Source organism: Geothrix sp. 21YS21S-2 (assembly GCF_030846775.1).
Classification (GTDB): domain Bacteria; phylum Acidobacteriota; class Holophagae; order Holophagales; family Holophagaceae; genus Mesoterricola.
In genome coordinates, this window is record NZ_CP132910.1 from 1,742,225 (window position 1) to 1,767,736 (window position 25,512).

The window sequence follows — 25,512 nt, forward strand, 5'->3', positions numbered from 1 at the left end:
TGGAAGGCTGGCCGAGTGGTTTATGGCTCTCGTCTTGAAAACGAGCGTGGGTGATGAGCCCACCGGGGGTTCGAATCCCTCGCCTTCCGCCATTCCCGCCGTCACCGGATGAAGGTCAGGCCCTGATCCGCCAGGGCCTGGAACAGGGACCGGTCCTTCTTCCAGGCCGCGACGGCCCCGGCCCGGGCATCCCCGTCGAAGCGCGCCTCCTTCTGTTCGTCGTCAAGTTCCACCCGGACGCTGCGGTCCTCGGCCAGGACCCGCCAGGCTACGGTGCGGAACGGCGAATCGGAGCGCCGCTCCGGCAGCGCAGGGCGGACGGGATGGGGGAAGGTCCAGGTGGCCCGCAGGCTCCGGACCATGGCCTCGCGCACGGCCACCGGCAACCGGCGCGGGATCCCCGGCTTCTGGATGATCCCCGGCGCCGGCGGCAGGCCCCAGCCCACCAGGACCAGGCTGGATCCCCGCGGGGTGGCGCCGTTGGGATGGTCGAGGACGAAGGTCACCTCGAAGGGGTGGTCCAGGTCCAGCGGGTCGCTGGAGGCCAGTTCGCTCAGGCGCCCCGCGGGAGGCAGGTGGAAGCCCTGGGAGAGCAGCAGCGGCTCCAGGGCCCCTAGGCCCGCCATCAGCCGGTGGGCCCGCAGGCCTGTGGCATTGCCGGTCTCCCGGAGGCGCACCTTCGCCCGCACCGCCCCGCCCTCGGAGACGGTTCCCGTGAGTTCCACCTCAAGCCGCTCCGGGACCGTGGCGCTGGCGGGGACCGTGACCCATACGGCTCCCTGGGGCGTGCAGATGAGCAGCCGGCGGCCCCGGTGATCCGCGGGGAGCAGTCCGAACGGGCAGGTGCGGTCGGTGGCGTCCACCAGCAGGAAGCGACCAGCCTCGGTGGTCACCTCGGCGGCCAGGCCCAGGGAGGTCTTCAGGCGCAGCGCCGCGATCGCATGGTTGAAGACGTAGGGAAAGGGCTCCTGGCCGGCCTCGATCTCCCCCTGGCCTATGCGGCACAGCACAGGGAAGGGCTCGAACCCGAGCCCGGCGGCCTCCCCCAGGAAGCAGGCCGCATGGTCCTTGCAGTCCCCATACCGCTTGCGAACCACCTCTGGGCCCGGCTCCGGCAACCAGCCCCGCTCCGGGGCCAGATAGACCACCTTGTACACCAGTTCCTTCGCCATCCAGCGGTAGGCCGCGGCCAGGGCGTCGCCGGGCGGCAGCCCCTTCAGGGGCAGCCTCCCGGACGGAGTGATGGCCGGCAGGTAGCGGGCATGGATCCAGCTCGCCAAGGTGTCCCAGGTCCGGCAGGAGGGGGCCCCGGCGAAGTTGGCGTCCAGGAAGGTCAATTCCACCGAAGGCCAGACATTGTTCCGGTAGGGCGCGACCCTCTCATCCCTTGGGAAGGCAGAGATGCCGCTGGCCGCCACCCCACCGTCCGGAAGGGCTTCCTGGGCCAGGCCCCAGCCCTGCCAATGCCGCGTCCGCAGACGCACCTCCACCTCCCGGAGGTCCGAGAAAAAGCCGCCGCGGCGGGCGACGGCCACCTCGAAGCGCCGCACCGGTTCCGCTTCCGGAAGGTAGAAACCCATGCACGGGCCCATGGGCATCCGGGCCACTTCTTCCGATTCGAAGGCCACCAGGCTGCCCGGGGCCACCCGCGCGATCTCGGCGACGGTGACGTGATCGCTGCTGAATCCATCACCGGGATCGCTGTCCTGCACGGCGATGCCATCCCGGGACAGGCGGACCATTTCGCCGTCCGGGCGGAGGTTCCAGCCCCGGAGGTGGCGCACCTCCTGCGCCTTGCCGCCCAGGCTTTGCAGGGAGAACGTGCCTTCGGGCAGGCCCCGTTCACCCAGGATCCGCACCAGGCGAAGGCTGCGGATCCGCATTTCACCTTCGCCGGCGTAGGCGACCTCATACCGTTTCAACAGCACCCAGGCGCCGGCCCCGGCAGGCGGGACCTCGGCCTGGGCGGCGGCAGCCGGGCCCCGGGCCCATTCCGGCAGCCCCGAAAGATCCTGCCCTGAAAGGGGCAGGAAGAGGAGGCAGCCCAGGAGCAGCCAGGGCCTCATGGCCGCTCCAGCAGGATCCGGCGCCGGCAGGCCTGGTCGATCCAGTCCATGAAGGTCCTGAATTCCCGGTAGGCCTCCGGCGGGGCCGAAGGGCGCAGGACTTCCACCTTGAATACCGCCTTGACCCGCGTCCCTTCTCCCTGGGGGGCCGATGAAACCCAGAACCCGACCTTGCCGAAGCTGTTTTCCTGCACGAACGGCTCGGAAGCGGCCAGGCGATACCCGGCGGGCAGGTCGAATTCGCTGGTCGCCACCTGGATCCCGAGGTGTTCAAGGACGACCGGCTCGGTGCGCCGCTCCGGCCAGGATGCCGGCTGGGCCAGGGGGCTGGGCATGCCCGGGAACGGGTTGAAGTGGAAACTGCCCGGACCTGGGCGGTCCAGCGCGCCTTCCGCGCTCCAGGTGACATTGGCGTCGGGGTCGGAGGCGTGCTGGACGGCCGCGGTCACAGTGGCCTCCGGGAGGATCTTCTCCAGGGCCTCCTTCAGGGTCCTGGCCTGTTCCTCCGGCGACCGGGACATGAACCGCCGCCGCTGCCGGTATTCCGGATACCCGGTGAAGTCCGCCTTCACCTGGAACGTCCACGCATCCTCGGGGAAGGCATGGGTGAAGGCGTACCTGGAGACGTTGACGGCAGCCGGCTGGATGGGCACCATGCCCTTTTCGGGCTGCCATCGGGCTGTATCGAGCAGCAGGGCGTCCCAGCCCTGGTAATCGGGATGGACCAGTCCGGGCGCGGCGAAGCGCAGCCCGGGATCCAGCCACAGGATGCCGCGCCCGGCCATCGGAACCCCCACCAGCACGTCGTCCATCTGGAAGACGTTGGGCACCGCCAGCCGGAGCAGGCTGCGGGTCCTGTCCTGCACCAGCGCCAGCCGGGGGTGGATGCCCGCCTTTTCCAGCAGGGTGATGAAGAGGAAGCCCATTTCTTCGGCCGTGGCGGCGCCGCGCCGGACGATCTGCTCCAGGTCGTGCCGGGCATCGTAGTCGTCGGCCTGTATGGCCACGACGTCCAGGCTGGATTTCTCGGCAAGGGTCGGGAAGCTGACATTGCGGATCCGCCGGTCCAGGCGCCGCAGAAGGAGGGAGGCGGCTTCGGCCGGGTCCGCGGGAAGGCCGGCGGTCAATTCCTCGGCCAGGGCCCGGAAGGCCCTCCCGGTCTTGATCCAGCCCTTGAAGTGCTGTTCCCAGTAGTTACGGGCGGCCATCTGCCAGTAGTTCTCGAGGTTGCCGTGGGCCTGCCCCACCAGCAGCTCCGGCTGGTACCAGGCCATCACGACCGGCCGATCGGCAAGGGGGGCCAGGGAGAAGGGCACCTCCTCCCGGGCGGGCAGGTCGCGGAAAACGAAGGTGCGGGTCCGGCCCGAGTTCCGGACTTCAGGCTGTGGACCACCCCGGCCCGGCAGCACCGTGGCGCTCCATTTGTAGCCGCTGCCGAATTCCACCACGTCCTCGAGGACCTTGTACCGGCCGCCCAGCCTCCATTCCGCCGAATAGCCAAGGCTCGTCGGCAGCTGGCGCCCCACGCCCCCTCCGACGAGTTCCGCCCAGCGCACTTCGACCACGCAATCCGGGGTGACCCCGGGCGGAACCAGTCCCTTCTGCACGTACGCGTCGCCCCCCTCACTGAGGGTCTTGCCTGTGAAATCACCTACCTTGTCGTACAGAACCACCGAACCGTCCCGCTGCACGGTGCGTCCTTCCAGTTCGCAGGATTCCGGCGTGAGGCCCAGGTAGGCGACGGCAGCGCGCCCCGCTTCCGAGAGCACCCGCACCCTCACCCGATGCTGGACCGCCATGCCGGTGAACGTCATGCGCCGCTCCAGCACCACGGCGCCCTTGACTCCTTGGGCCGGATCCTCCTTCATGTCCCAGACGTTCTGGGGGATCGGCGCCCAGCTTCCCGCATGCAAGGAGACGCAAAGGCATACGGCCATCGGTGCGGAAATTGACATATCATTCATCCATGGTTGTTTGATGAATAATACAGCCACAATTCGGCCAGAACAGGGGAAAAAAGGAGTCTGCAATCGCATCCCCCTGCCCGAATCGGAAAAAGGGTGAGGGGGTGCCGGTTTTCAGCGCCTCTTCAAAACCCCAGCGCCCCGGCGTCTTATCCGGTCTTTTGAAGCATCCGTTCGAATGGGCAGCGGACCAGCTTGCGGGATTCCCTTGAAAAGGTGAAACGGTGGGGCGCTGGGCACGGCAGAAGAAAGCACATCCGGTCCTGGATCTTATTCCAAGGTATTTGCACGATGCAGTACTCGTTCATTTAACTGCATGACCACGGGAGAGGATAGATCGAAATCATGATCCTATTTTATAAGATTCTAGGACCCTGGAACCAGGAGCAGGAAAAACCGAGCTAATGCTCGACCGCCCATTTATGGTCCTGGGCTGACCCCAGCCACGCGCGGCTTGAATGCAATTTTTTTACAAGCATTGTTCTTTTCCTGCCAAACGAATTTGCTTTGTCCCTTTCATTCACCTATGATGGGAATCCGGCGATTCATATCGACCTGATCAACATCTCAACACATTTTAATTACTTATTTTATTTATTTATTTTCCACCCCCCAAGGCAGGAAATGGCCTTGGGAGGGAAGGAGGTCAGATGAGCTTGGAACATCTTGATATTAATGACCAGTTGGAAGTGGACACCGAGGTGGGTCTGGTTCGCTTGGCGGGCAGACCTGCGGTCGTCCTGGATGCCAGCACGCTGGGGGTGCTGAGGAAGGAACTGGTGGAGCAGACGGGGCTGGAGGAGGCCCGGGCCCTGCTCACGCGCGTGGGATACGCCCAGGGGTGGCGCCTGGGGTCCGGGCCGGTGGAAGACCCCTTCACGCCGGGCCTGCTGGGGCTGTTCCGCATGGAACCCGGGGTTCCGGCCTTCCTCCAGGGCACCCAGGCGGGGGCGCGGTTCCTGGAGCTGGATTCCTTCGAGGCCGAGCAGCACCTGGCCCACCTGGGGCCGAGCCGGATTCCGGCGTGCTGGGTGATCTGCGGGGTGGCCAGCGGCTACCTGAGCCGGCGCCTGGGACGGGAGGTGGAGGTGCGCGAGGAGCGGTGCGCGGCCCAGGGCGCCCCCCGGTGCCGGTTCCAGGGGCGCTCCCGGGAGGACTGGGGGCCGGAGCCCCAGGCCCCGTCCGGGCCGGAGGCCATGGTCGCCCAGAGCGCCCCCATGCGCCGGCTTCTGGACCTGGCCCAGCGGATCGCCACGGTGGAATCGACGGTGCTCATCACGGGCGAGAGCGGCACCGGCAAGGAGCTCATCGCGCGCCTGGTGCACCGTGCCTCCCGGCGCGCGGCGGGGCCCTTCATCCCCGTGAACTGCGGGGCCATCACCGAGACCCTCCTGGAGAGCGAGCTGTTCGGCCACGCCCGCGGCGCCTACACCGGCGCGGTGTCGGACCGGGCCGGGCTCTTCGAGTCCGCCGGCGGGGGCACGATCCTCCTGGACGAGGTGGGCGAGATCTCGCCGGCCATGCAGGTCAAGCTCCTGCGCGTGCTCCAGGAACGGGAGGTGCGGAGGGTGGGGGAGAACCGCTCCCGCCCCATCGACGTGCGGGTCATCGCTGCCACCAATTCCGACCTGGCCGCCGACATCCGGCTGGGGCGCTTCCGCAAGGACCTCTTCTACCGCCTGAACGTGGTGGAGCTGCACGTTCCGCCCCTGCGGGAGCGCCGGGAGGACATCCTGCCCCTGGCCCGGCAGCTCCTGGCCGAAGCCTCGGCCCGCCTGCGCATTCCGGCGATGACCCTGGCCCCCGCCCTGGAGGAGCAGCTCCTGCGCTACCCCTGGCCCGGCAACGTGAGGGAACTGGAGAACACCATGGAACGCGCCGCGGCCCTGGCGGACCGCACCGTGCTGGACGCCCTGCCCGGGGACCTTCGGCCGCCCGTGGCGGCGCCCCTCGTGGCCAGCCCCGCCAGGCCCCTGGCCGACATCGAGCGCGACTACATCCTTGCGGTCCTGGAGGCCAACGGGGGCAACCAGGGGCTCACCGCCCTGCAGCTGGGCATCGGCTCCGCCACCCTGTACCGCAAGCTGCGGTCGTACGGCAAGGTAAGGCCCAGGTTCAGCCCTCCTCCCGCCCGGAGGCCCTCCGCATGAACTCCTTGGCCGCCCCCTGCACCGCGTGCAGGGCATCGGGGCTCCAGGCCCCGGGTGGACGCTTCTCCGCGAGGGTATCCCGGATGAGGTCCGCCAGGGCCGACCAGGTCTCCGGATGCGCCATCCGGACCTCCACCAGGGCGTTCACCACCCGCAGCCGGAGGGCCCAGGGGTTGCGGTCCATCCAGGAACGGCGCACCTGGTGCAGGAGCATCGCGCCGTTCTGCGCCGGCATCGCGGGCCCGGATGCGCCGTGGGCCGCGCCCAGGGCCTCCACGGCGATGCAGTGCAGGAACGGCAGCTTGATGGCGTCGGCCTTGGCACAGAGGGCCAGGGCCACCTCGGGGTCCCGCATGCCCATCAGGGCCTCGCCCACGATGGTCTGGATCCGGAGGCTCTGGCCCGAATGGAGCATCTCCAGGAGCTGGGCGGCGACCTGGCCTCCCCCCACGGCGCCCAGGGTCTCGATGACCTGCAGGGTGGTCTCCTCCCGGGTGCTGGTCCGCACCAGCTCCAGGAGGTCCGGAACCAGCTCGGGGAACCTCCGTTGGGCCGTCAGCCGGAGGCCCAGGGACAGGTCCTGGGGCGTGGGGCTGTGCAGGAGGGTACGGGCCAGCTCGAGGGCCCCCGGCAGGCGCCCCAGGTGGAACAGGGCCCGGTCCGCGATGTCCGTGAGCGGGTCCCGGCAGGCCTGCAGCAGCACCGGCAGGAGGGCGGCCTCCTCCCGGCCGCCCAGCACTTCCACGGCGGCGGCACGCTGGGCGCCGTCGGGGCCGCCCAGGATGAGCTGATGGACCTTCCCCGCGTCCGCGGGCACGAGCTTGGCCAGGGCCCGGGCGAGCCCCTCCCTGCCCGTCTGTTCCTGGTAGCCCATCACCAGGAGGTCCAGGATCCGGTCCGCGTCGAGGAGTTCCTTCTTCACGTACGACGCCAGGCCCTCGGCCGAGCAATCCACGGCGAAGCTCAGGCGGCGGGCCCGCTGGTGCATGGCCTCCATCGCCTGGGTGAAGACCGTCGCGAGGGCGCCCGGCTTGCCGCCTTCCTCCGTGGCGGCGAGGATGTCCTTGAGAAAGCCCTTGATCAGGGGCGGGGCGTCCAGGGCCTCCCCGGCCTCCATGGCCCGGAGGGCCTCCAGGGCCGCCTCCCGGGCGTCCGGCGCCTGCAGGGACCGGAACTGGGCCACCCGCTCCTTGAGCAACCGGTCCGACAGGACCTCGTGGTGGCTGTCCTCGAAGATGTCGGCGAGGACCTCCGCGGCCTCGGCGGTGGGAATCATGGCCAGCAGGAGGAGGCCATGGCGGAACACCAGGAGATCCGGGTGCTGGGCCACCATGCGCAGGGCCTCGAGGTTGGGGCCGGCCACCAGCGCCGCCAGCCGCTGGGCGGCCTCGTTGGCGGCGCCTGGATTGGCCGACCCCTCCAGGAGCCGGCCCAGATAATGGTCGAAGGCTTCCTGGGGATCCGTCTGGGTCAGCACGTCCGCCAGGATCTCCTTGAAATCCGCCCCCTGGCGCATGGTGTTGAGCTCCCTCAGGACGTCCAGGGCGCCGGGCGTGCCGATGCGGCCCAGGGCCCGGGCGCCGGTTTCGAAGATCGCCAGTTCCGATTCATAGCGCAGGATGCGGGCGAGGATCTCCAGCCAGTCCGGCCAGGGGAAGTAGAAGGCTGCCTCCATGGCCAGCTGCCGCAGGGCCCTGGGCGCCCGGGACCCGGGCAGGCGCCCGTCCAGCTCCAGCACCACCTCGGGCCCCGCCGCGAGCACGCAGCTGAAGAACTCCAGCTGATCCCGCCGGTCCTCCCCGTCCAGGTGATCGAGAACCGCTCTGAAGTGATCCAGTGCCTTCGAGGCCATGCCTTCCTTTCCTAATTAGGTTCCACGTGGCCGTCGATGAGGGCCTGGACGAAGGGGGTGATCATGGTGAACTCGACCCCCGCCAGGAGGTAGCCGCTGGTCTTGCCGGGCACCTTTCCCAGGAGGCGCACCACCGTGCCCTGCAGGGGCACGCAGGGAAGGTCCGGGTGGAGGATGCAGAGGTTTTCCAGCACGGAGCCCGTGTCCAGGTCCCAGGCATCCACCATCTGGATCTCCAGGCCGCAGCCGCCGGCGCTGATGTTGGCGAGCCGCGCGCCGGCCACCATGCGGTCGTGCAGGTGGAAGACCACCTGGTAGGGGCCCCCGGACGTGCTCATGCGCGTGAATCGCCTCCGCTCCTGCCCGTCGCCTCCCAAGCCCCGCCCCCGAAGGTGAAAGGGTATCAGTTTCCTGGCGCCAGGGGCGCGATGGAGCACATATACATATGGCTCATATAATTGAATTTACGGCTCATCGCTCCCGGGTGATGCTGCCGTCCACCAGTTCGATGATCCGGTCACACCGGTCCGCCAGGGCGGGGTCGTGGGTCACCATCAGGAAGGCGGTGCCCTGCTCCCGGTTCAGCTCCCGCATCAGGGCGAAGACCTCCTCCCCGGCGCGGGTGTCGAGGTTCCCGGTGGGCTCGTCGGCAAGCACCAGGCTCGGCGCGTGCATGAGGGCCCTGGCGATGGCCACGCGCTGCTGCTGGCCGCCGGAGAGCCTCGACGTGAGCTGGCCGGCCTTGTCCGCGATCCCCATGCGCTCCAGGAGCGCGCCGGCCCGGGCCTCCATGGCCGCATCCACCCTGCCGTGCTGCGCGTGGAGGGGCAGGAGGATGTTCTCCCGCGCCGTGAAGGCCGGCAGGAGGTGGTGGAACTGGAAGACGAACCCCAGGGAGCGGCCCCTGAGCCGGGTCAGGGCCGCGTCGTCCAGGCCGCCGGCATCCCGCCCCAGCACCTCGATGGAGCCGGAGGTGGGCCGGTCCAGGAGTCCCAGGAGGTTCAGCAGGGTGCTCTTGCCGCTGCCCGAGGGTCCCACCAGCGCCGTGAACTCGCCGGGCTCCAGCGCCAGGTCGATGCCGTGCAGGACCTCGGTGACGACCGCTTCGCCGTAGGATTTCCGGACGCCCCGCAGGCGCATGACGCTAGTCATGGCGGATGGCCACGGCGGGGTCAAGGCGCGCAGCGCGCCGCGCCGGGAGCCAGGCCCCCAGGAGCCCCGTGCCCAGGGCGATGAGCCCGGTGCGCAGGAACAGCCACGGCGTGAGGTTCACGGGGAAGGTGGGGCTCCCGTCGGGATTGGTGGCGAGGGTCTGGAAGAAGAGCCCCAGCACGATGCCCAGCGCCATGCCCAGCACCGCCCCCACCCCGCCCAGCAGCCCGCCCTGCAGGAGGAAGATGCGCATGACCTGCTCCCTGGACGTGCCGAAGGCCCTGAGAATGCCGATCTCCCGGGACTTCTGGACCACGGAGACCACCAGCACCGAGGCGATGCCGAGCACCACGGCGATGATGATGAAGACCTGGATCATGTAGGAGCTGCTGTTCTGGCTGCGCAGCCCCACCAGGAGCTGGGCGTTGAGCTTCATCCAGCTGTCGGCCTGGAGCCCCGTGCGGGCCGCGAGCCGCTGGGCCATGGCCTCGGCCTCGAAGAGGCGGTCCACCTTCACCTCCAGGGTGCTCACCCCGCCGGCCAGGTCCAGGAGGGTCTGCGCGTTGCGCAGGCTCAGGAAGACCCACCTCAGGTTCAGGTCCTTGTTGCCCACGTCGAAGATGCCCGTCACCGTGAACACCTCGTTCTGGCCCGCGGGGGTCTGGAGGCGCACCTTGTCTCCGGTGGTCAGGCCCAGCTCGTGGGCCAGCTCCGTGCCCACCACCGCGTTGGTCCCGGCCACGTCGAACGCGCCCTCGGTGATGCGGGGCGCCAGGTCGAGGATGGCCCGGTAGGACGGGTCGACGCCCCGCAGGGCCACGCTGCGGTTCGCGGCGCCCTTGAGGGCGAAGGCGGCCCCGGCGACCGTGGGCGAGGCCGCGGTGACCCCGGGCGTGGCCCGCAGGAGGGCCAGGCTCTGGGGCCAGGCCAGGATGGAGCGCAGGCGCTGCTCCGGGCGCTGGATCCGGTCCAGCACCAGGCCGGCCCCGCGGTCCAGCTGGGGCCGGGCCACGTCGTCGGGCTGGCGCAGGACGATGTGGGCCTGGGTGCCCAGGGTCCGGTCCACGAGGCTCTCTTGCAGCCCCGTGATCAGCGCCGACAGGAAGACGATGACCCCCACGCCCGTGGCCAGCCCCGCGAGGATGAGCAGGGTCTGGGCGCGCCCCTCCCGCAGGAAGCGCACGGCGACGGTCCAGGTGAAGGGCATCTCAGCGGGCCTGCAGGGCCGCGCGGTACCGCCCCCCGGGCCGGGCCGCGGGCGAGAGGAAGACGTCCTCCCCCTCCTTCAGCCCCTGCAGGATCTCCACGTCCGTCTCCCCCCGCATGCCGACCCCCACCGGGACCTTCTCGGCCCGCCCCCCGCGGCGCACCAGAACGTAGGGCGCGACCTGCAGGTCGCGCACCGCTGCCAGGGGCAGCACCACCGCTCCCGAGCGGTGCCCCAGGCGGATCTCCACGGACACGGTCATGTCCGGCCGGAGGAAGGCCGGCGGGGCGGGGACCTTCAGCTTGAGATCGACCGTGCCGCGCTGGGCGTCCACGGCGGGGGCGATGTAGGCGACCTCCCCGCCGAACCGTTCCAGGGGCCGCGCGTCGGTGCTGGCCGTGGCCTGCTGCCCCAGGGCGAGCGCGCCCAGGTGCTTCTCGTCGGGCTGCACCAGGAGCTGGAGCGGTTCGTCGAGGCTCAGGGTGTAGAGCACCTTGCCGGGCTGCACCAGGTCCCCCGCCTCCACGGCGCGGGTGAGCACCACGCCCCGGGCCGGGGCGGCGACCCGCATCTGCCTCAGCTTGGCGCCGGCCAGGTCCACCGCGGCCACCGCGGCGCGCAGGTCGGCACCGCCCTGGGCGCTGCGGGCCTGGGCCAGGGCCCCCTCCCGGCCCGCCAGGGCCGTCTCGAACGCCTTGCGGAGCTCATCGGTCTGGCTGGCGCTGAGGATGCCGTCCCGGGCCAGACGCTGGCCCCGCTCCCAGGCCAGGCGCGCCTGCACCAGGGCGCTGTCGGCCTGGTCCAGGGCCGCCCGGGCCGAGGGCGCCGCGCTCTCCTTGAGCTGGTCCAGCCTCGCCTGGGCCTGGGCCAGCGCCGCCCGCTGCTCCGAGTCCTCCAGTTCCGCCAGCACCTGCCCCGCCTCCACCCGGTCCCCCTCCTCCACCAGCCTGCGGGAGACGACGCTGGCCTGCAGCGCCCCCAGGGAGACGCGCCGGGGCGCCAGGACCCGGCCGTTGAGCACCAGCGTCCGCACGAGGTCGCGGCGCGCCACCCGCACCGCCTCGAGGGCCGGTCCCAGGAGGAGGCGCGGCAGGAAGGCGGCCAGCACCAGCGCAAGGCCGCAAAGGGCCGCTCCTCGTAGAACGGTGGACCTGGACATCCGGCACTCCTCGGGTAGAAGGATCCTTCCATGGCGAGTTCATTAAATCAACACATTCCCCAGCGTTTGGAACGCAATCCAACGGATGTTGAATCAACTCTGGCCACACCAAAAAATATTTATTTAATACTTTAGCCACCCCTCCCCGGCGCAGGCGCCCTGCCACCGGAAGAAGAGGTTAAAAGTTATTATAATTATCTTTGTCTATCCAAGCGCCTGCCGGAGATCCTCCACCAGGTCCCCGGGATCCTCGATGCCCACCGAGAGGCGGATGAGGCCGTCGCCGATGCCGGCGTTCCTGCGGGCCTCCGGGGTCATGGACGCGTGGGTCATGCTGGCGGGGTGGGCCACGAGGCTCTCCACGCCGCCCAGGCTCTCGGCCAGGGTGAACCAGTGCAGGGCCAGGAGGACCCGGTTCACCGCGGCCGGGGTGGCGTCCTTCAGCTCGAAGCTGAGCATGGCGCCGAAGCCCTTCTGCTGGGCCCGGGCCAGGGCGTGCTGGGGGTGGGTGGGCAGGCCGGGGTAGTTCACGGAGGCCACGGCGGGGTGGGCGGCCAGCGCCTGGGCCACGGCCAGGGCCCCCGCCTCGTGGGCCAGCATGCGCACCCGGAGGGTCTTGAGGCCGCGCAGCACCAGGTAGCAGTCGTGGGGGCTCTGGCTGGTGCCCAGGAGGTTGTTCATGGCGGCGATGCGCTGGGCCAGGGCCTCGCGGCCGGGGCCCGCCACCACGGCGCCGCCCACCACGTCGCTGTGGCCGTTGAGGTACTTGGTGGTGCTGTGCACCACCAGGTCCGCCCCGAAGTCGAAGGGCCGCTGGAGGACGGGGGAGAGGAAGGTGTTGTCCACCACCAGCAGCGCGCCCGCACCCGCGGCGATTCCGGCCAGGGCGCCCAGGTCCGAGAGGCGCAGGAGGGGGTTGGAGGGGGTCTCGACCCAGATCATCCGGGTGTTGGGGCGCAGCGCCGCCCGCACCGCCGCGGCGTCGGCCAGGTCCAGGTAGGTGACCTCCAGGCCGTAGACCTTGCGGGCGTGCTCCAGGGTGCGGAAGGTGCCGCCGTAGCAGTCCACGGTGCAGAGCACGTGGCTGCCGTGCTCCAGGAGGTTCAGGGCCACGAGGACCGCGCTCATGCCCGAGCTGGTGCAGGTGGCTCCCGAGCCCCCCTCCAGGGTGGCGATGGCCGTCTCCAGGCGCTCCCGGGTGGGGTTGCCGCTGCGGGTGTAGTCGAAGCCGCCGTTGCTGCCGATGTCCGAGAAGGCGAAGGTGCTGGTGAGGTAGAGGGGAGGCGTCACGGCCCCGTAGGCGGGGTCCGGCTGGGAGCCGGCGTGGATGCACTGGGTGCCGGGTCCGGCCCCGGCCAGGAGGTCCGCCCTCCGGGCCCAGCCCGCCACGGGCTCCGTGCCCGGGGGCACGACCGTGAAATGGTAGGCCGGGTTGCCGGGCACGTTGCTGTCGAGGTGGTTGTCGCTCATGGGGTCCTCCGGGTGGGAGGATCGCCGCCGTTCCGGCCCGATCGTGGGGAATCCCTGATTCGTCAGCTCGCTGCAGCTCGCCATCTTCCCCCGGCTTGCGCCGCAGGCAGGAATTGGCACCTTGCCCGGAAGCAGGTTGCCAAGGTTTCACAGGGCCCGTCCCTCCACCTTTCTGGATATCGCGCTATGGAACTGGCAAGGATCCGCAAAGAACAAGAGTGCCGCAGGGCCGGGTTCCGCGCAAAGGCGAAAAAAAACCGATCGGAACCGGAACCCGCCCAGCCGGAAATGGGCTAGGGTGGACAAGGCCCCCTCCACCGCCCCCACCCGGAATCCCCATGCACACGACCCTCTACGACCTCCTCCCCCAGGCAGCCGGCGCCGGCAGCGACGAACTGCTCGGCCGGTTCCTGGAGTACGTGGAAGGCCGGCGCCTCACCCTCTACCCCGCCCAGGAGGCCGCCATCCTCGAACTGTTCGAGGGGAAGAACGTCATCCTCAACACGCCCACGGGGTCGGGCAAGTCCCTGGTGGCGGCGGCGCTGCACTTCAAGGCCCTGGCCCAGGGGCGGCGCTCCATCTACACCTGCCCCATCAAGGCCCTGGTCAACGAGAAGTGGCTGGCCCTGTGCCGGGACTTCGGGCCCGGGAACGTGGGGCTCAGCACGGGCGACGCCTCGGTGAACCGGGACGCGCCGATCCTCTGCTGCACCGCCGAGATCCTGGCCAACATCGCCCTGCGCGAGGGCGCGGACGCCGACGTGCGGGACGTGATCATGGACGAGTTCCACTACTACGCCGACCGGGAGCGGGGCGTGGCGTGGCAGGTGCCGCTGCTCACGCTGCCCCAGTGCCGGTTCCTGCTCATGTCCGCCACCCTGGGCGACACGGCCTTCTTCGAGGAGGAGCTGACCCGGCTCACGGGAACCCCCACGGTCTCGGTGAAATCCACGGACCGCCCGGTGCCCCTGGGCTTCACCTACGCCGAATCCCCGCTCTCGCTCACCCTGGAGCGCCTGGTGGAGGAGGGCAAGGCGCCCATCTACCTGGTGCACTTCACCCAGCTGGAGGCGGCCACCAGCGCCCAGGACTTCACCAGCATCAACCTCTGCACGAAGGAGGAGAAGGCCGCCATCCAGAAGGAGATGGAGGGCTTCAAGTTCAACAGCCCCTACGGCCCGGACCTCAAGCGTTGGCTGCGCCACGGCATCGGGCTGCACCATGCGGGGCTCCTGCCCAAGTACCGCATCCTGGTGGAGCAGCTGGCCCAGAAGGGCCTCCTGAAGGTCATCTGCGGCACGGACACCCTGGGGGTCGGCATCAACGTGCCGATCCGCACGGTGCTCTTCACCAAGCTGTGCAAGTACGACGGGCAGAAGACGGGCATCCTGAGCGCGCGGGACTTCCACCAGATCTCGGGCCGGGCGGGGCGCAAGGGCTTCGACGACGTGGGCTGGGTGGTGGCCCAGGCCCCCGAGCACTGGATCGAGAACATGAAGCTGGCCGCCAAGGCCGCCGCCGGCGGCCGGAAGTACACCAGGCGCCTGCCACCGGAGCGGAACTTCACGAACTGGGACAAGCAGACCTTCGAGAGGCTCGTGGCGGCCCAGCCGGAGCGCCTGGTGTCGCGGTTCCAGGTGACCCACGGCATGCTGCTCAACGTCCTGAGCCGCCGCGGGGACGGCTGCGGCGCCATGCGCGGGCTCATCCGAGGCTGCCACGACAACGAGCGCGCGAAGGCGGCCCATTTCAGGCGCGGCTGGCAGCTGTTCCGCGCCCTGCTGGACCGGAAGATCGTGGAGTTCACGGGCGAGGGCCACAACCTGCGGGTGAACGTGGACCTGCAGGACGACTTCTCCATGAACCAGACCCTCAGCCTCTACCTGCTCGACACGATCCCGCTCCTGGATCCGGACAGCCCCGAGTACGCCCTGGACCTCATCACCCTGGTGGAGTCCATCCTGGAGAACCCCGAGGTCATCCTGCGCAAGCAGCTGGACCGCCTCAAGGGCCGGCGCGTGGCCGAGATGAAGATGGCCGGCATCGAGTACGAGGAGCGCATGGCCGAGCTGGAGAAGCTCGAGTACCCCAAGCCCCAGCGCGATTTCATCTACGGCACCTTCAACGCCTTCGCCGTCAAGCACCCATGGGTGGGCGAGGAGAACATCCGCCCCAAGTCCATCGCCCGGGAGATGTTCGAGGACTACCGCTCCTTCTCCGACTACGTGCGCGAGTACGACATCCAGCGCTCGGAAGGCCTCCTCCTGCGCCACCTGAACAGCGTGTTCAAGGTGCTGGCCCAGACCGTGCCCGATTCCGCCAAGAGCGAGGAAGTGAGGGAGATGGAGCTCTACCTGGGCGCCATGCTCCGCCAGGTGGACTCCAGCCTCCTGGACGAGTGGGAGAAGATGCGCGACGGGAGCTACCGCCCCGGGGAAGCCGCGGAGCTGCGCCCCCCCGGCGCCGAGGAGGCCGACCTGGACGTCACGAGGGACCGCAAGGCCTTCACCGCCGCCGTGCGCAACCGGATCTTCACGTGGATGAGGAGCCTGGTGGTGGGCGACTGGGAGGAGGCGGCAAACCTGCTGGCCGAGTACGGCGAGCCCGCCGACGCCGAAGGCCAGGCGTGGACCCCCGACCGCCTCAAGGCCCTGGCGGAAGCGTACCGCATGGACCACAAGGGCCCCCGCCTGGATTCCGAGGGCCGCAACCTGCGCCACACCTACGTCCTCCCCGACTGGCGGGTCCAGCAGATGCTGGTGGACGAGGCCGGGGACAACGACTGGGTCGCCGAGTTCCAGGTGGACCTGGACGCCTCCCGCAAGGCCGGGGCGCCGGTGATGAACCTGGCGCGGCTAGGGAGCTACAGATAGTTTCTTTTATCGCTTTTCAGTCGGGTAGGCCGGGGAGCTTGCGCCCCCGGCCCCCCTCAGATCCGGACGTGCGGGACTACCGCATCCGGCTCCTCGTCACGGTCGCTGAGGACGTAGTTTCGATGCGTAACTGATGGCTGGGGCCAGTGGGAACCGAGCCAGAAGCTTGTTCATGCGATCCCAGGTCATGCGGGCCCGCTGGGACCTCCGGTTGAGCCATCCACGCCACCTTCGCCCAACTTCATAGCGGAAGTGCGCCAGGGCCCTGGAGTTCCCCGTGATCCCGTAATACCTGAAGTGACCGACCAGTTTCTGGTTGATCGTCCGCCATTGCTCGCGCACCGGGAGGTGGCGGTGTTTGGCCATCCACTCCCCGATCTTCGTGAGCGCCCGACTCATCCGGCTCTTCGCGGTCTTCCGCTTCACCACCCACCGGCCGTTCTTGGCCGTGGCCCAGTAGTGGGTGAATCCCAGGAAGTCGAAGTGGCCTGGTCCCCCATTGGGGTCCCTGGGCTCCCTCGGCTTCCAGAACTCCACCAGCCGGGTCTTATCCGGGTGGATCGTCAGGCCATACCGCTCGAACCGCTTGGGCAGGACTTCCATAACCCGCTTGGCATCCTCCTCCTGGGCAAAGCCCATCACGAAGTCGTCCGCGTAGCGCACCAGGAAGGCCCGACCCCGGAGTCGGGGCTTGACCTCCCTTTCAAACCACACGTCCAGCACCTCGTGGAGGTAGATGTTGGCGAGCATCGGACTGACCACCCCGCCCTGGGGCGAGCCGGTTTCCGGGTGCGTGATGCATCCTTTCTCCAGCACGCCCGCGTTGAGCCATTTGCCGATCAGGCGCCTCAGAACGCCGTCCTTCATCCGCAGGTCAAGGATTTCCCGCAGCTTCCCGTGGTCCAAAGTATCGAAATACTTACGGATATCCACGTCAAGCACCCAGCCTCCCCCCATGTCCATCAACCCCTGCCAAATCGCCTCCAGCGCCATGTGCGCGGAGCGCCCGGGCCTGAACCCGTAGGAGCAGTCCAGGAAGTCCTGCTCATAGAGCGGTTCCATCACCATCACCACGGCCCTTTGCAGGACCTTGTCTTCGAAGGCGGGAATGCCCAGGGGGCGTTGGCTGCCATCCCCTTTCGGGATGTAGGTTCTCCGGACTGGAGGGGCCTTGTAGGTGTCGCCGTTCTTAGCCCGGTTCAGGAGGCTCTGGAGGTTGGACTCCAGGTTTTCCCCGTATTCCTTGCCCGTCACGCCGTCCACCCCGGTCGCCCCATCCTTGCGGGTGCGCCCGAAGGCTTCCTTCATCCAGTCCAGGTCCATGTGGTAGGCCAAGGAGGTGAAAGCCACCTCCGGGTGGATCCTGGCCAGTTCTGCGATCCGTTGTTGTTTCGTGGAGACGCTGTTGGATGTCATTGCACCCATTATCTTTCCCTTCAACGGTTCCGTGATCCGGCAGCTCCTTGGCTCCAGCGGGTCCCGGCGGCCCGGTTCCCCGCGATCATCGCTACTATGAGCTGCTCCGACTTCCGGCCACCCCTCCCGCGCTCCTTCGTTTCCTTCAGTTTGCGGTACCGCCCTGTGCCGGCTGTTCGCTCCCGCCGGGGGCGGCACCCCCCGGCGAGCCTGGGTTCGTTTTACGTGGCTTCCCTCACCACTGGGTTGTTGGCGGAGATGGCTGGATCTCCCAGGTTCCTGGGGAACCCCTGTGCACGTGCCCTGCTCTATGACCCCGGTGGGACCCTACGGTCAGGCCCTTGCGACCTTCGGGTGCTGTCTTCCGATCGGAGAACGGCGTCGACTCCCACGGTTGGATGCTTTCGGGGCTCCATCACACGGCCCATGCACTCCCTGTCTACGCTTCACGAGGTCGGTCGCCCTTCCCCACGCAAGACTCGGTTCCGGCTGCTGGCCAGCTTTGCCGGGCGGGGCTTGCTGCCTCCCCGCTGGGCTCCATTGCGAGGTTTCAGTCTGTCTTAGGTCATCCATCCTCCTCGCCCAGGCTTGGCCTGGCGCACTCCCCGTCCATCCCCGGCAATTTAAGCGTTTAATTCGCCGGGAATGAACGGGGAGGGACGGGGATGGAAAAGCGATGAAGGAAAAAATCGGTTCTTCACGGATTTGAGGGGTGGCGCCGACCCACACTCACTTTAGCTTGGTGCTGACGAGGAGGCCGGGTCCGGTCGATAGGGGCCGTTCTGAGCCCGTCATCCAGGTAAGTTGAAACGAAAAGCTTATCGCCGAGGCGCCGAGGGGCCGAGGTTCGCCGAGAAAAGATCTTCTTTTTATTCCTCGGCGATCCTCGGCTCCTCGGCGCCTCGGCGATAGGCCCTTCGATCGAGATTGCCGGATTCATCGGGTAACAGGTCGGCAGCAGTGGACTTCAGGCATCTTGGAGTTGTCGAGAAACCAGGATGAGAGGAGGCCGCTGCTGCCTACCAAGGAGCTTATTGCCCGTTTGGGCGGATGGAAAGGGCATCGCGTCGGAACCGTGGAAAGGTTCGAACCGGGGGAGAAGGGTACCCGCGCCCAGGTCTGGATCGAGTTGCTCGGCTTCGGTGTCCACCCTCGGACCTGCAGCGGCTGCCAGCGCAAGGTTTCAGCGGTGCACGACTGGTCCCAGCGAGAGATCCGGGACCTGCCCGTGTTCGACGCGGATACCGTGTTGGTGGTCTGGCGTGCCCGGGTGGCCTGCCCTGCCTGCGGACCCAAGCTGGAGGCCCTGGACTGGCTGGAACCCTATGCACGGGTCACCAACCGCATGGCCGAGAGTGTGGCCCGCATGTGCAAGGTCATGCCCATCAAGCGGGCTGCCGAGCATTATGGCCTCCACTGGGGCACAGTGAAGGACATCGACAAGGCCTATCTGGAGCGCACGCTGGAGCCAGCCAGACCAGGCAAGGTCCGGCTGCTCATGATGGACGAGTTCGCCCTCCATAAGGGGCAGAGCTACGCCACGGTGTTCGCCGATACCGAAACCCGCCAAGTGCTTTGGGTGGGCAAAGGCCGGGGCAAGGCGGATATCAGGCCCTTCTTCGAATGGCTCGGCAAGCGGCGGTGCCGCAAGATCGCGGCGGTGGCCATGGACATGTCCCCCACTTTCGAAGCGGAAGTCCGCCAACACTGCCCCAATGCCGAGATCGTCCTGGACCAGTTCCATGTCCTGGCCAATTTCGGAAAGCAGGTGCTCGACCGAATCCGGGTCAACGAGGCCAATCGGTGCCGGGACGACAAGGCCGCCCGGGAACTCATCAAGGGGGCCAAGTGGCTCCTGCTGGGCAACTGGGAGAACCTGCCCAACCGGGAGAGCAAGACCAGGCTCAACGCGCTCCTGGAGGCGAACCAAGCCCTCATGACGGCCTACGTCATGAAGGACGCCCTTAAGGCCCTGTGGGGCTTTAAGCGAGAGGGCTGGGCCCGGAAGGCCTGGGAGAACTGGCTGGCCATGGCCACCTCAAGCGGCCTGCCGCCTTTGGTACGTTTTGCGAAAAACCTGGCCAAGCGGATCGAGGACATCCTCTCGCACTGCCGGTGGCACCTGAACACCAGCATCCTGGAGGAGATCAACAACAAGATCAAGGTCCTGAAGCGGATCGCCTATGGGTACCGGGATGAGGCCTACTTCTTCCTCAAGATCCGTGCGGCCTTCCCCGGAAATCCGTGAAGAACCCAAAAATCCCTGTTTCAGTCCCCTTCGAACTCCGTAAGCGTGAAGACCTTGTGGCCCATGGCCTCCAGGCGCCGGCGGCCTCCGAGGTCGGGCAGATCCACCAGGAACGCGGTCTCCACGACGACCCCGCCCAGCCTTTCGATCAGCTTCAGGGCGGCCTCGGCGGTGCCGCCCGTGGCGATGAGGTCGTCCACCAGCAGGACCCGCTCCCCGGGGACGATGGCGTCCTCGTGGATCTCGATGCGGTCGGTGCCGTATTCCAGGGCGTAGTCCTCGTGGATCACGGGCCCGGGGAGCTTGCCCTTCTTGCGGATGGGCACGAAGCCCGCGCCCAGGTGGTGGGCCAGGGCGGCGCCGACGATGAAGCCCCGGGACTCGATGCCCGCCACGAGGTGGACGGCCTGCTCCCGGTACCGCTCCGCAAGGAGGTCGATGGCGCGGCCGAACCCCTCGGGGTTCTTCATCAGGGTCGTGACGTCCCGGAACTGGATCCCCGGCTTGGGGTAGTCGGGAATGGTGCGGATGAGGGACTTGAGGGTCATGGGGGATCCCGGGGAAGGCGAAACGACCATGGTATCCATAATTCCTTCCGCCTCCCCCCTCTTCTGGTTCGTGGTTACATGGAATGTGACCTTCCTTGAAAGAACCGAATGGCGAACCCGAAGACCCCCACCAAGATCAACACCCGCAGGGCCTGGAGGGAAGCGCGGGAGCTGCTCTACCACCACCGGAAGTCCCTGGCCATCGGCCTGGCCCTGATGGTCGTCAGCCGGCTCGCGGGCCTGGTCCTTCCGGCGAGCACCAAGTACCTGATCGACGAAGTGATCGGCAAGCACAACAGCCACCTCCTCCTGCCCCTGGCCCTGGCGGCGGGCGCGGCCACCCTGGTGCAGGCGGTGGCGGGCTACGCCAACTCCCAGGTGGTGTCCGTGGCCGCCCAGCGCGCCATCATGGACATGCGCCAGCGGGTTCAGGACCACATCCTGCGCCTTCCCATCCGCTACTTCGACACCACCAAGAGCGGCATCGTCATCGCCCGGGTCATGAACGACGCCGAGGGCATCCGCAACCTGGTGGGCACGGGCCTCATCCAGCTGGCGGGGGGCCTGCTCACGGCCGTGCTGGCCCTGGGGGTCCTGTTCTGGCTGAACTGGAAGCTCACCCTGGCCACCCTGGTGTTCCTGGCGGTCTTCGGGGGCGCCATGGCCCTGGCCTTCAACCACCTCAGGCCGCTATTCCGCAAGCGCAGCGAGCTCACCGCCGACATCACGGGGCGGCTGGGCGAGTCCGTGGGCGGCGTGCGGATCCTCAAGATCTACGTGGCCGAGGACCGGGAGTCGCGGATCTTCGCGGAGGGCGCCGAGAAGCTCTTCCGGAACGTGGCGGGCACCATCACCGGCATGAGCGCGATCTCGGCCTTCTCCACGGCCATCATCGGGGTGGTGGGCGTGCTCATCATGGTGGTGGGCGGCAACGCGATCTTCGCGGGGCGCATGACCCTGGGCGACCTGATCATGTACACCTTCTTCGTGGGGCTGCTGGCCGCGCCCGTCGTGCAGATCGCCAACATCGGCACCCAGGTGAGCGAGGCCTTCGCGGGCCTGGACCGCATCCGGGAGACCCTCGACATGCCCACCGAGGACCAGGAGGACCTGGCCCGGGCGCCCCTGCCCGCCATGGAGGGCCGGGTGGAGCTGGACGACGTCTGGTTCGAGTACGAGAAGGACACCCCCGTGCTGCGCGGCATCTCCTTCCAGGTGCCCGCGGGCTCCACCGTGGCCCTGGTGGGTTCCAGCGGCTCGGGCAAGAGCACCATCATCGGGCTCCTCATGGCCTTCAACCACCCCCAGCGGGGCCGGGTCCTGGTGGACGGCCGGGACGTCATGTCGGTGCGCCTGCGGGACTACCGCTCGAAGCTGGGCGTCGTGATGCAGGACAACTTCCTCTTCGACGGCACCGTGGCCGACAACATCGGCTTCGCCAAGCCGGGGGCATCGCGCGCGGAGATCGAGGCGGTGGGCGCCATCGCCCACGTGGACGAGTTTGTGGAGCGCTTCGAGGCAGGCTACGACACCATCGTCGGCGAGCGCGGCGTCAAGCTCTCCGGCGGCCAGCGCCAGCGGGTCGCCATCGCCCGGGCCATCCTGGCCGACCCGCGGATCCTCATCCTGGACGAGGCCACCTCGAGCCTGGACAGCGAGAGCGAGGCCATGATCCGCGACGGCCTGCGCCGGCTGCGCACGGGCCGCACCACCTTCGTCATCGCCCACCGCCTGAGCACCATCGAGACCGCCGACCAGATCCTCGTGGTGGAGGGGGGCGAGATCGTGGAGCGCGGCCGCCACGACGAGCTCCTGGCCCTGGGCGGGCGCTACCGCCAGCTCCACGACCGCCAGCAGAGCAGCGAGCTGGACAAGTTCATCAACCCGGGTGAGGACTTCACGGTGCAGGGCACCGTGCCGGCCTAGGAGCGAAGCCATGAAGCAGCTCGTCCAGATCGTCATCTTCGGGGCCAGCGGAGACCTGGCGGTGCGGAAACTGGTGCCGGCGCTCCTGGCCCTGGCGGCCAAGGGCGCCGCGAACCTGCAGCTTGTGGGCACGGCCCGCAGGCCCTACACCGACGGCGAGTTCCGGGCCACCCTCCGGGAGCGGCTCGCGCCCGGTGAGCAGACGGCCCTCGACGCCTTCGCGGAAAGGGTCCACTACGTGCAGGGGGACGCGGAGGCCGACCTCCAGCCCCTCGAAAGGCGCCTGGCCGAACTCGCCGGGGGCGCCCCGGCGGGCCGGATCTTCTACCTCTCCCTGAAGCCGGACCTCTTCGTGCCGGTGCTGGAGAACCTGGGCCGGACCGGCCTCCTCGAGGGCGATCCCTGGCGGCGGGTGATCGTCGAGAAGCCCTTCGGCCACGACCTCGCCTCGGCCCGGGCCCTGAACGGGACCCTCCACCGGGTGGCCCGGGAGGGGCAGATCTACCGGATCGATCATTACCTGGGCAAGGAAACCGTCCAGAACCTCTTCGCCTTCCGCTTCAACAACGCGATCTTCGAGCCCCTGTGGAACCGCCGCCACATCGAGCTGGTGCAGATCACGGTGGCCGAGGAGCTGGGGGTGGAGAAGGGCCGGGCCGGCTACTACGACTCGGTGGGCGCCCTGCGCGACATGGTGCAGAACCACATGCTCCAGATCCTCGCCCTGATCGCCATGGAGCCCCCCTCGTCCCTGGACCCCGAGACCCTGCGGGACCAGAAGGTGGCCGCCCTCAAGGCCCTGCGCTTCCCCGACGGCGACCCAGCCGTGAGGGCGCGCTACACCGCGGGCGAGTCGGACGGCCGCCCCGTCCCGGGCTACCTCCAGGAGGAGGGGGTCGGGCCGGATTCGCAGGCCGAGACCTTCGTGGCCCTGCGCGCGGAAGTGGCGAACTGGCGCTGGGGAGGCGTGCCGTTCCTCCTGCGCCACGGCAAGCGCATGCCCAAGCGCTTCACTGAGGTGAAGGTGCAGTTCAGGGTGCCCCCCATCCAGCTCTTCGACGCCTTCGCCGGGGCCCCCGCGGTGGAGGGCATGGCCTGCCAGCTGCGTCCCAACCACCTCACGCTCAGCGTGCAGCCCCGGGAGGCCATGGCCCTGGGCTTCGGCGTGAAGGTGCCCGGCCCCGGCATGGTCATGACGCCGGCGGAACTGGCCTTCGATTACCACGACCGGTTCGGGGGGCAGACCGCCCCGGCCTACGAGCGCCTGCTCCTGGACGCCATCAACGGCGATCCCTCCCTCTTCCTGCGCAACGACGAGGTGGAGGCCGCCTGGAGCGCCGTGGACACCATCCGGGCCCAGCCGTTGCTGGAGTATCCCGCGGGCACCTGGGGGCCGGCCGAGGCGGACCGGCTCTTCCACGGCTGCGAAGGGGGCTGGTCCCATGGTTGACGTGGTCCGCACCGGAACGCCCCTGCCGGAGGCCGCCGCCCTCCTGCGCGAGGCCCTGGAGGCCCTGCCCCGGCCGCGCCTGGGGGTCTCGGGCGGCAGCGCCGCGGCGGTGCTGGGGCTGGCCCGCGCGGCCCTGGGGCCCCGGTGGCGCCAGGTGCGCCTGACCTGGGTGGACGAGCGGCGGGTGCCCTTTTCCGACCCGGACTCCAACCGGGGCGAGGCCTACCGGCTGGGCTTCCTGGACCCCGCCGATCCGCCGGCCGCGGAACTGCCCCTGTTCCTGGACGGGGAGACCGCGCCCGGGGCCTGCCGCCGGGTGGAGGCGGCCCTGGACGCGGACTTCGGGGGGGGCCTGGACGTGCTGCTCCTGGGCCTGGGGGAGGACGGCCATTCGGCGTCCCTCTTTCCCGGCCGCCCCTGGCCCCCGGACCGGGTCCACGCCGTGGACGCGAGCCCCAAGCCGCCCCCCGGCCGCATGACCCTGGGCCGGGACCTGCTGGCCGCCGTCCCCGTCGCCATCCTGATGGCGTCGGGCGCCGCCAAGGCGCCGGCCCTGCGCAGGCTGCTCCAGGGGGACCCCGCCCTGCCCGCCAGCGGCTTCCGGGGCCTGACGGTGGTCACCGATCTGCAAGGAGTTACCCATGAATAGCGAAATCGGCGTCATCGGACTGGGCGTCATGGGCGCCAACCTCGCCCGGAACCTCGCCGGCCGCGGCTACGCGGTGGCCGGCTACGACCGCAACCCCGAAGCGGGCCGGAAGCTGGCCGCGGACCACCCCGAGGCCGGCATCGCGGTGGCGGAGACGCCGGAGGCCTTCGTGGCCTCCCTGGAGCGCCCCAGGAGGATCCTCCTCATGGTGAACGCCGGCCCCGCCGTGGACGCCGTCATCGCCCAGCTGGACCCCCTGCTGGAGGCCGGCGACGTGCTTGCGGACGCCGGCAACAGCCACTTCACCGACACCGACCGGCGCATCGGAGCGGAACGGGCCTGGTCCTTCATGGGCATGGGCGTCTCCGGCGGCGAGGAGGGCGCCCTGAAGGGCCCGGCCATCATGCCCGGCGGGGACCATGCGGCCTTCGAGACCCTTCGCCCCTACCTGGAGGCCATGGCCGCCCGCTCCGCCTCCGGCCCCTGCGTGGCGTACTGCGGCGCGGGCTCCGCGGGCCACTTCGTCAAGATGGTCCACAACGGCATCGAGTACGGCGACATGCAGCTCATCGCCGAGACCGCCTTCCTCCTGCGCCGGGGCCTGGGCCTGACCGCGCCCGGCGCCGCGCAGGTCTTCGAGGACTGGAACCGCGGGGAGCTGGACAGCTACCTGGTGGAGATCACCGCCCGCATCCTGCGCACCCCCGACCCCCAGAGCTCCGGCTTCCTGGTGGACGCCATCCTCGACCAGGCCGGCCAGAAGGGCACCGGCGCCTGGACGGTGCTGGCCGCCGCCGAAGCGGGCGTCCCCATCCCCACCATCGCCGCCGCCGTGGAGGCCCGGAGCCTCAGCTCCGCCCGCCCGCGCCGCCTGGCCGCGGCCGGCCTCTTCCCCGCCGAGGCCGCAGCCCTGCCCGGGATCTCCCTGGACGACCTGCGGGACGCCCTCTACGCCTCCAAGATCGCCAGCTACGCCCAGGGCTTCGACCTCCTGCGCGCCGCCAGCGCGAGCCGCGGCTACGGCACCGAGCTTTCCGAAATGGCCCGCATCTGGACCGCCGGCTGCATCATCCGCGCCCGGTTCCTGGAGGACGTGCGCGAGGCGTTCCTGAAGCCCCCCGTCCCGGACCTGCTGGCCTTCGCCCCCTTCTTCGCCGGGGAGCTGCGCCGGCGGGAACCCGCGTGGCGCCGGGTGGTGTCGGCGGGGGTGCTCGCGGGCCTGCCCATTCCGGGCCTGTCGGCCTCCCTGGCCTGGTTCGACACCCTGCGGGAGGGGCGCGGCACCGCGTCGATGATCCAGGCGCAGAGGGACTTCTTCGGGGCGCACACCTACGAGCGCTTCGACCGGCCGGGGGTGGCCGTGCACACGCAGTGGACGTGAC

General features: G+C 69.1%; 17 protein-coding genes, 1 tRNA gene and 1 riboswitch. Of the genes, 8 read left to right on the forward strand and 10 right to left on the reverse strand.

Going from position 1 to position 25,512, the window contains the following annotated elements; genetic code table 11:
* Window position 1: 1 nt before the first annotated feature.
* Window positions 2-92 (forward strand) — tRNA-Ser (locus RAH40_RS07905).
* A 9-nt stretch (window positions 93-101) separates the two neighbouring features.
* Here the strand turns inward: RAH40_RS07905 and RAH40_RS07910 are convergent.
* Entirely contained in the window at window positions 102-2,066 is a 1,965-nt protein-coding gene (locus RAH40_RS07910) for a hypothetical protein (RefSeq protein WP_306601548.1), read from the reverse strand.
* On the reverse strand, window positions 2,063-4,021 hold the full coding sequence (locus tag RAH40_RS07915; protein ID WP_306601549.1) for a hypothetical protein: 1,959 nt from the start codon (window positions 4,019-4,021) through the stop codon (window positions 2,063-2,065). The genes RAH40_RS07910 and RAH40_RS07915 overlap by 4 nt, the downstream gene beginning before the upstream one ends.
* A 659-nt stretch (window positions 4,022-4,680) precedes the next feature.
* Here RAH40_RS07915 and RAH40_RS07920 point away from each other — a divergent pair.
* Entirely contained in the window at window positions 4,681-6,180 is a 1,500-nt protein-coding gene (locus tag RAH40_RS07920; RefSeq protein WP_306601550.1) for a sigma 54-interacting transcriptional regulator, read from the forward strand.
* Here RAH40_RS07920 and RAH40_RS07925 read toward each other — a convergent pair.
* The 6 genes from RAH40_RS07925 to RAH40_RS07950 all read right to left on the reverse strand — a co-directional run bounded on the left by RAH40_RS07925 (window position 6,146) and on the right by RAH40_RS07950 (window position 13,020).
* Window positions 6,146-8,032, reverse strand: coding sequence for a hypothetical protein (locus RAH40_RS07925; protein ID WP_306601551.1), 1,887 nt, complete (start codon window positions 8,030-8,032; stop codon window positions 6,146-6,148). The genes RAH40_RS07920 and RAH40_RS07925 overlap by 35 nt on opposite strands.
* An 11-nt stretch (window positions 8,033-8,043) precedes the next feature.
* A complete protein-coding gene (locus tag RAH40_RS07930) occupies window positions 8,044-8,469 on the reverse strand; it encodes a PilZ domain-containing protein (protein ID WP_306601552.1) in 426 nt (141 codons plus the stop codon).
* A gap of 34 nt (window positions 8,470-8,503) precedes the next feature.
* Window positions 8,504-9,184 carry an ABC transporter ATP-binding protein gene (locus tag RAH40_RS07935; protein WP_306601553.1) on the reverse strand — a complete coding sequence of 227 codons (681 nt, stop codon included), beginning with the start codon at window positions 9,182-9,184 and terminating at the stop codon, window positions 8,504-8,506.
* On the reverse strand, window positions 9,177-10,391 hold the full coding sequence (locus RAH40_RS07940) for an FtsX-like permease family protein (protein WP_306601554.1): 1,215 nt from the start codon (window positions 10,389-10,391) through the stop codon (window positions 9,177-9,179). The genes RAH40_RS07935 and RAH40_RS07940 overlap by 8 nt, the downstream gene beginning before the upstream one ends.
* A 1-nt stretch (window position 10,392) precedes the next feature.
* The gene (locus tag RAH40_RS07945; RefSeq protein WP_306601555.1) at window positions 10,393-11,550 is read right to left on the reverse strand and encodes an efflux RND transporter periplasmic adaptor subunit; all 1,158 of its coding nucleotides are present in this window, start codon (window positions 11,548-11,550) and stop codon (window positions 10,393-10,395) included.
* A gap of 204 nt (window positions 11,551-11,754) precedes the next feature.
* Window positions 11,755-13,020, reverse strand: coding sequence for a PLP-dependent aspartate aminotransferase family protein (locus tag RAH40_RS07950; protein WP_306601556.1), 1,266 nt, complete (start codon window positions 13,018-13,020; stop codon window positions 11,755-11,757).
* A 77-nt stretch (window positions 13,021-13,097) separates the two neighbouring features.
* Window positions 13,098-13,203, reverse strand: a riboswitch (SAM riboswitch).
* Between the two features lie 155 nt (window positions 13,204-13,358).
* On the opposite strand from RAH40_RS07950, the gene RAH40_RS07955 reads away from it, so the two are divergent.
* Window positions 13,359-15,893 carry an RNA helicase gene (locus RAH40_RS07955; RefSeq protein ID WP_306601557.1) on the forward strand — a complete coding sequence of 845 codons (2,535 nt, stop codon included), beginning with the start codon at window positions 13,359-13,361 and terminating at the stop codon, window positions 15,891-15,893.
* Between the two features lie 96 nt (window positions 15,894-15,989).
* On the opposite strand, the gene ltrA is transcribed toward RAH40_RS07955, so the two are convergent.
* The gene (ltrA, locus tag RAH40_RS07960; RefSeq protein ID WP_306597942.1) at window positions 15,990-17,309 is read right to left on the reverse strand and encodes a group II intron reverse transcriptase/maturase; all 1,320 of its coding nucleotides are present in this window, start codon (window positions 17,307-17,309) and stop codon (window positions 15,990-15,992) included.
* Window positions 17,310-18,384: 1,075 nt separating this feature from the next.
* Between ltrA and RAH40_RS07965 the strand changes: the two genes are divergently transcribed.
* Window positions 18,385-19,557 (forward strand): ISL3 family transposase, encoded by a 1,173-nt coding sequence (locus RAH40_RS07965; protein WP_306601558.1) that lies wholly within the window; start codon window positions 18,385-18,387, stop codon window positions 19,555-19,557.
* A gap of 20 nt (window positions 19,558-19,577) precedes the next feature.
* On the opposite strand, the gene RAH40_RS07970 is transcribed toward RAH40_RS07965, so the two are convergent.
* Window positions 19,578-20,105 carry an adenine phosphoribosyltransferase gene (locus RAH40_RS07970; protein WP_306601559.1) on the reverse strand — a complete coding sequence of 176 codons (528 nt, stop codon included), beginning with the start codon at window positions 20,103-20,105 and terminating at the stop codon, window positions 19,578-19,580.
* A gap of 108 nt (window positions 20,106-20,213) precedes the next feature.
* On the opposite strand from RAH40_RS07970, the gene RAH40_RS07975 reads away from it, so the two are divergent.
* The 4 genes from RAH40_RS07975 to gndA are packed head-to-tail and all read left to right on the forward strand — an operon-like array spanning window position 20,214 to window position 25,511.
* Window positions 20,214-22,031, forward strand: a complete 1,818-nt coding sequence (locus RAH40_RS07975) for an ABC transporter ATP-binding protein (protein WP_306601560.1) — start codon at window positions 20,214-20,216, stop codon at window positions 22,029-22,031.
* A 10-nt stretch (window positions 22,032-22,041) separates the two neighbouring features.
* Window positions 22,042-23,481 (forward strand): glucose-6-phosphate dehydrogenase, encoded by a 1,440-nt coding sequence (gene zwf / locus RAH40_RS07980; RefSeq protein WP_306601561.1) that lies wholly within the window; start codon window positions 22,042-22,044, stop codon window positions 23,479-23,481.
* Window positions 23,474-24,130 carry a 6-phosphogluconolactonase gene (locus RAH40_RS07985; protein WP_306601562.1) on the forward strand — a complete coding sequence of 219 codons (657 nt, stop codon included), beginning with the start codon at window positions 23,474-23,476 and terminating at the stop codon, window positions 24,128-24,130. The genes zwf and RAH40_RS07985 overlap by 8 nt, the downstream gene beginning before the upstream one ends.
* The gene (gndA, locus tag RAH40_RS07990; protein WP_306601563.1) at window positions 24,123-25,511 is read left to right on the forward strand and encodes an NADP-dependent phosphogluconate dehydrogenase; all 1,389 of its coding nucleotides are present in this window, start codon (window positions 24,123-24,125) and stop codon (window positions 25,509-25,511) included. The genes RAH40_RS07985 and gndA overlap by 8 nt, the downstream gene beginning before the upstream one ends.
* The last annotated feature ends 1 nt before the right edge of the window (window position 25,512 follow it).

What these genes read in the sequence shown, in the direction of transcription:
- RAH40_RS07910 (WP_306601548.1), bottom strand. Translation starts at nt 2,066, where the DNA reads ATGAGGCCCTGGCTGCTCCTGGGCTGCCTCCTCTTCCTGCCCCTTTCA.
- RAH40_RS07915 (WP_306601549.1), bottom strand. Translation starts at nt 4,021, where the DNA reads ATGTCAATTTCCGCACCGATGGCCGTATGCCTTTGCGTCTCCTTGCAT.
- RAH40_RS07920 (WP_306601550.1), top strand. Translation starts at nt 4,681, where the DNA reads ATGAGCTTGGAACATCTTGATATTAATGACCAGTTGGAAGTGGACACC.
- RAH40_RS07925 (WP_306601551.1), bottom strand. Translation starts at nt 8,032, where the DNA reads ATGGCCTCGAAGGCACTGGATCACTTCAGAGCGGTTCTCGATCACCTG.
- RAH40_RS07935 (WP_306601553.1), bottom strand. Translation starts at nt 9,184, where the DNA reads ATGACTAGCGTCATGCGCCTGCGGGGCGTCCGGAAATCCTACGGCGAA.
- RAH40_RS07940 (WP_306601554.1), bottom strand. Translation starts at nt 10,391, where the DNA reads ATGCCCTTCACCTGGACCGTCGCCGTGCGCTTCCTGCGGGAGGGGCGC.
- RAH40_RS07945 (WP_306601555.1), bottom strand. Translation starts at nt 11,550, where the DNA reads ATGTCCAGGTCCACCGTTCTACGAGGAGCGGCCCTTTGCGGCCTTGCG.
- RAH40_RS07950 (WP_306601556.1), bottom strand. Translation starts at nt 13,020, where the DNA reads ATGAGCGACAACCACCTCGACAGCAACGTGCCCGGCAACCCGGCCTAC.
- RAH40_RS07955 (WP_306601557.1), top strand. Translation starts at nt 13,359, where the DNA reads ATGCACACGACCCTCTACGACCTCCTCCCCCAGGCAGCCGGCGCCGGC.
- ltrA (WP_306597942.1), bottom strand. Translation starts at nt 17,309, where the DNA reads ATGACATCCAACAGCGTCTCCACGAAACAACAACGGATCGCAGAACTG.
- RAH40_RS07970 (WP_306601559.1), bottom strand. Translation starts at nt 20,105, where the DNA reads ATGACCCTCAAGTCCCTCATCCGCACCATTCCCGACTACCCCAAGCCG.
- RAH40_RS07975 (WP_306601560.1), top strand. Translation starts at nt 20,214, where the DNA reads ATGGCGAACCCGAAGACCCCCACCAAGATCAACACCCGCAGGGCCTGG.
- zwf (WP_306601561.1), top strand. Translation starts at nt 22,042, where the DNA reads ATGAAGCAGCTCGTCCAGATCGTCATCTTCGGGGCCAGCGGAGACCTG.
- RAH40_RS07985 (WP_306601562.1), top strand. Translation starts at nt 23,474, where the DNA reads ATGGTTGACGTGGTCCGCACCGGAACGCCCCTGCCGGAGGCCGCCGCC.
- gndA (WP_306601563.1), top strand. Translation starts at nt 24,123, where the DNA reads ATGAATAGCGAAATCGGCGTCATCGGACTGGGCGTCATGGGCGCCAAC.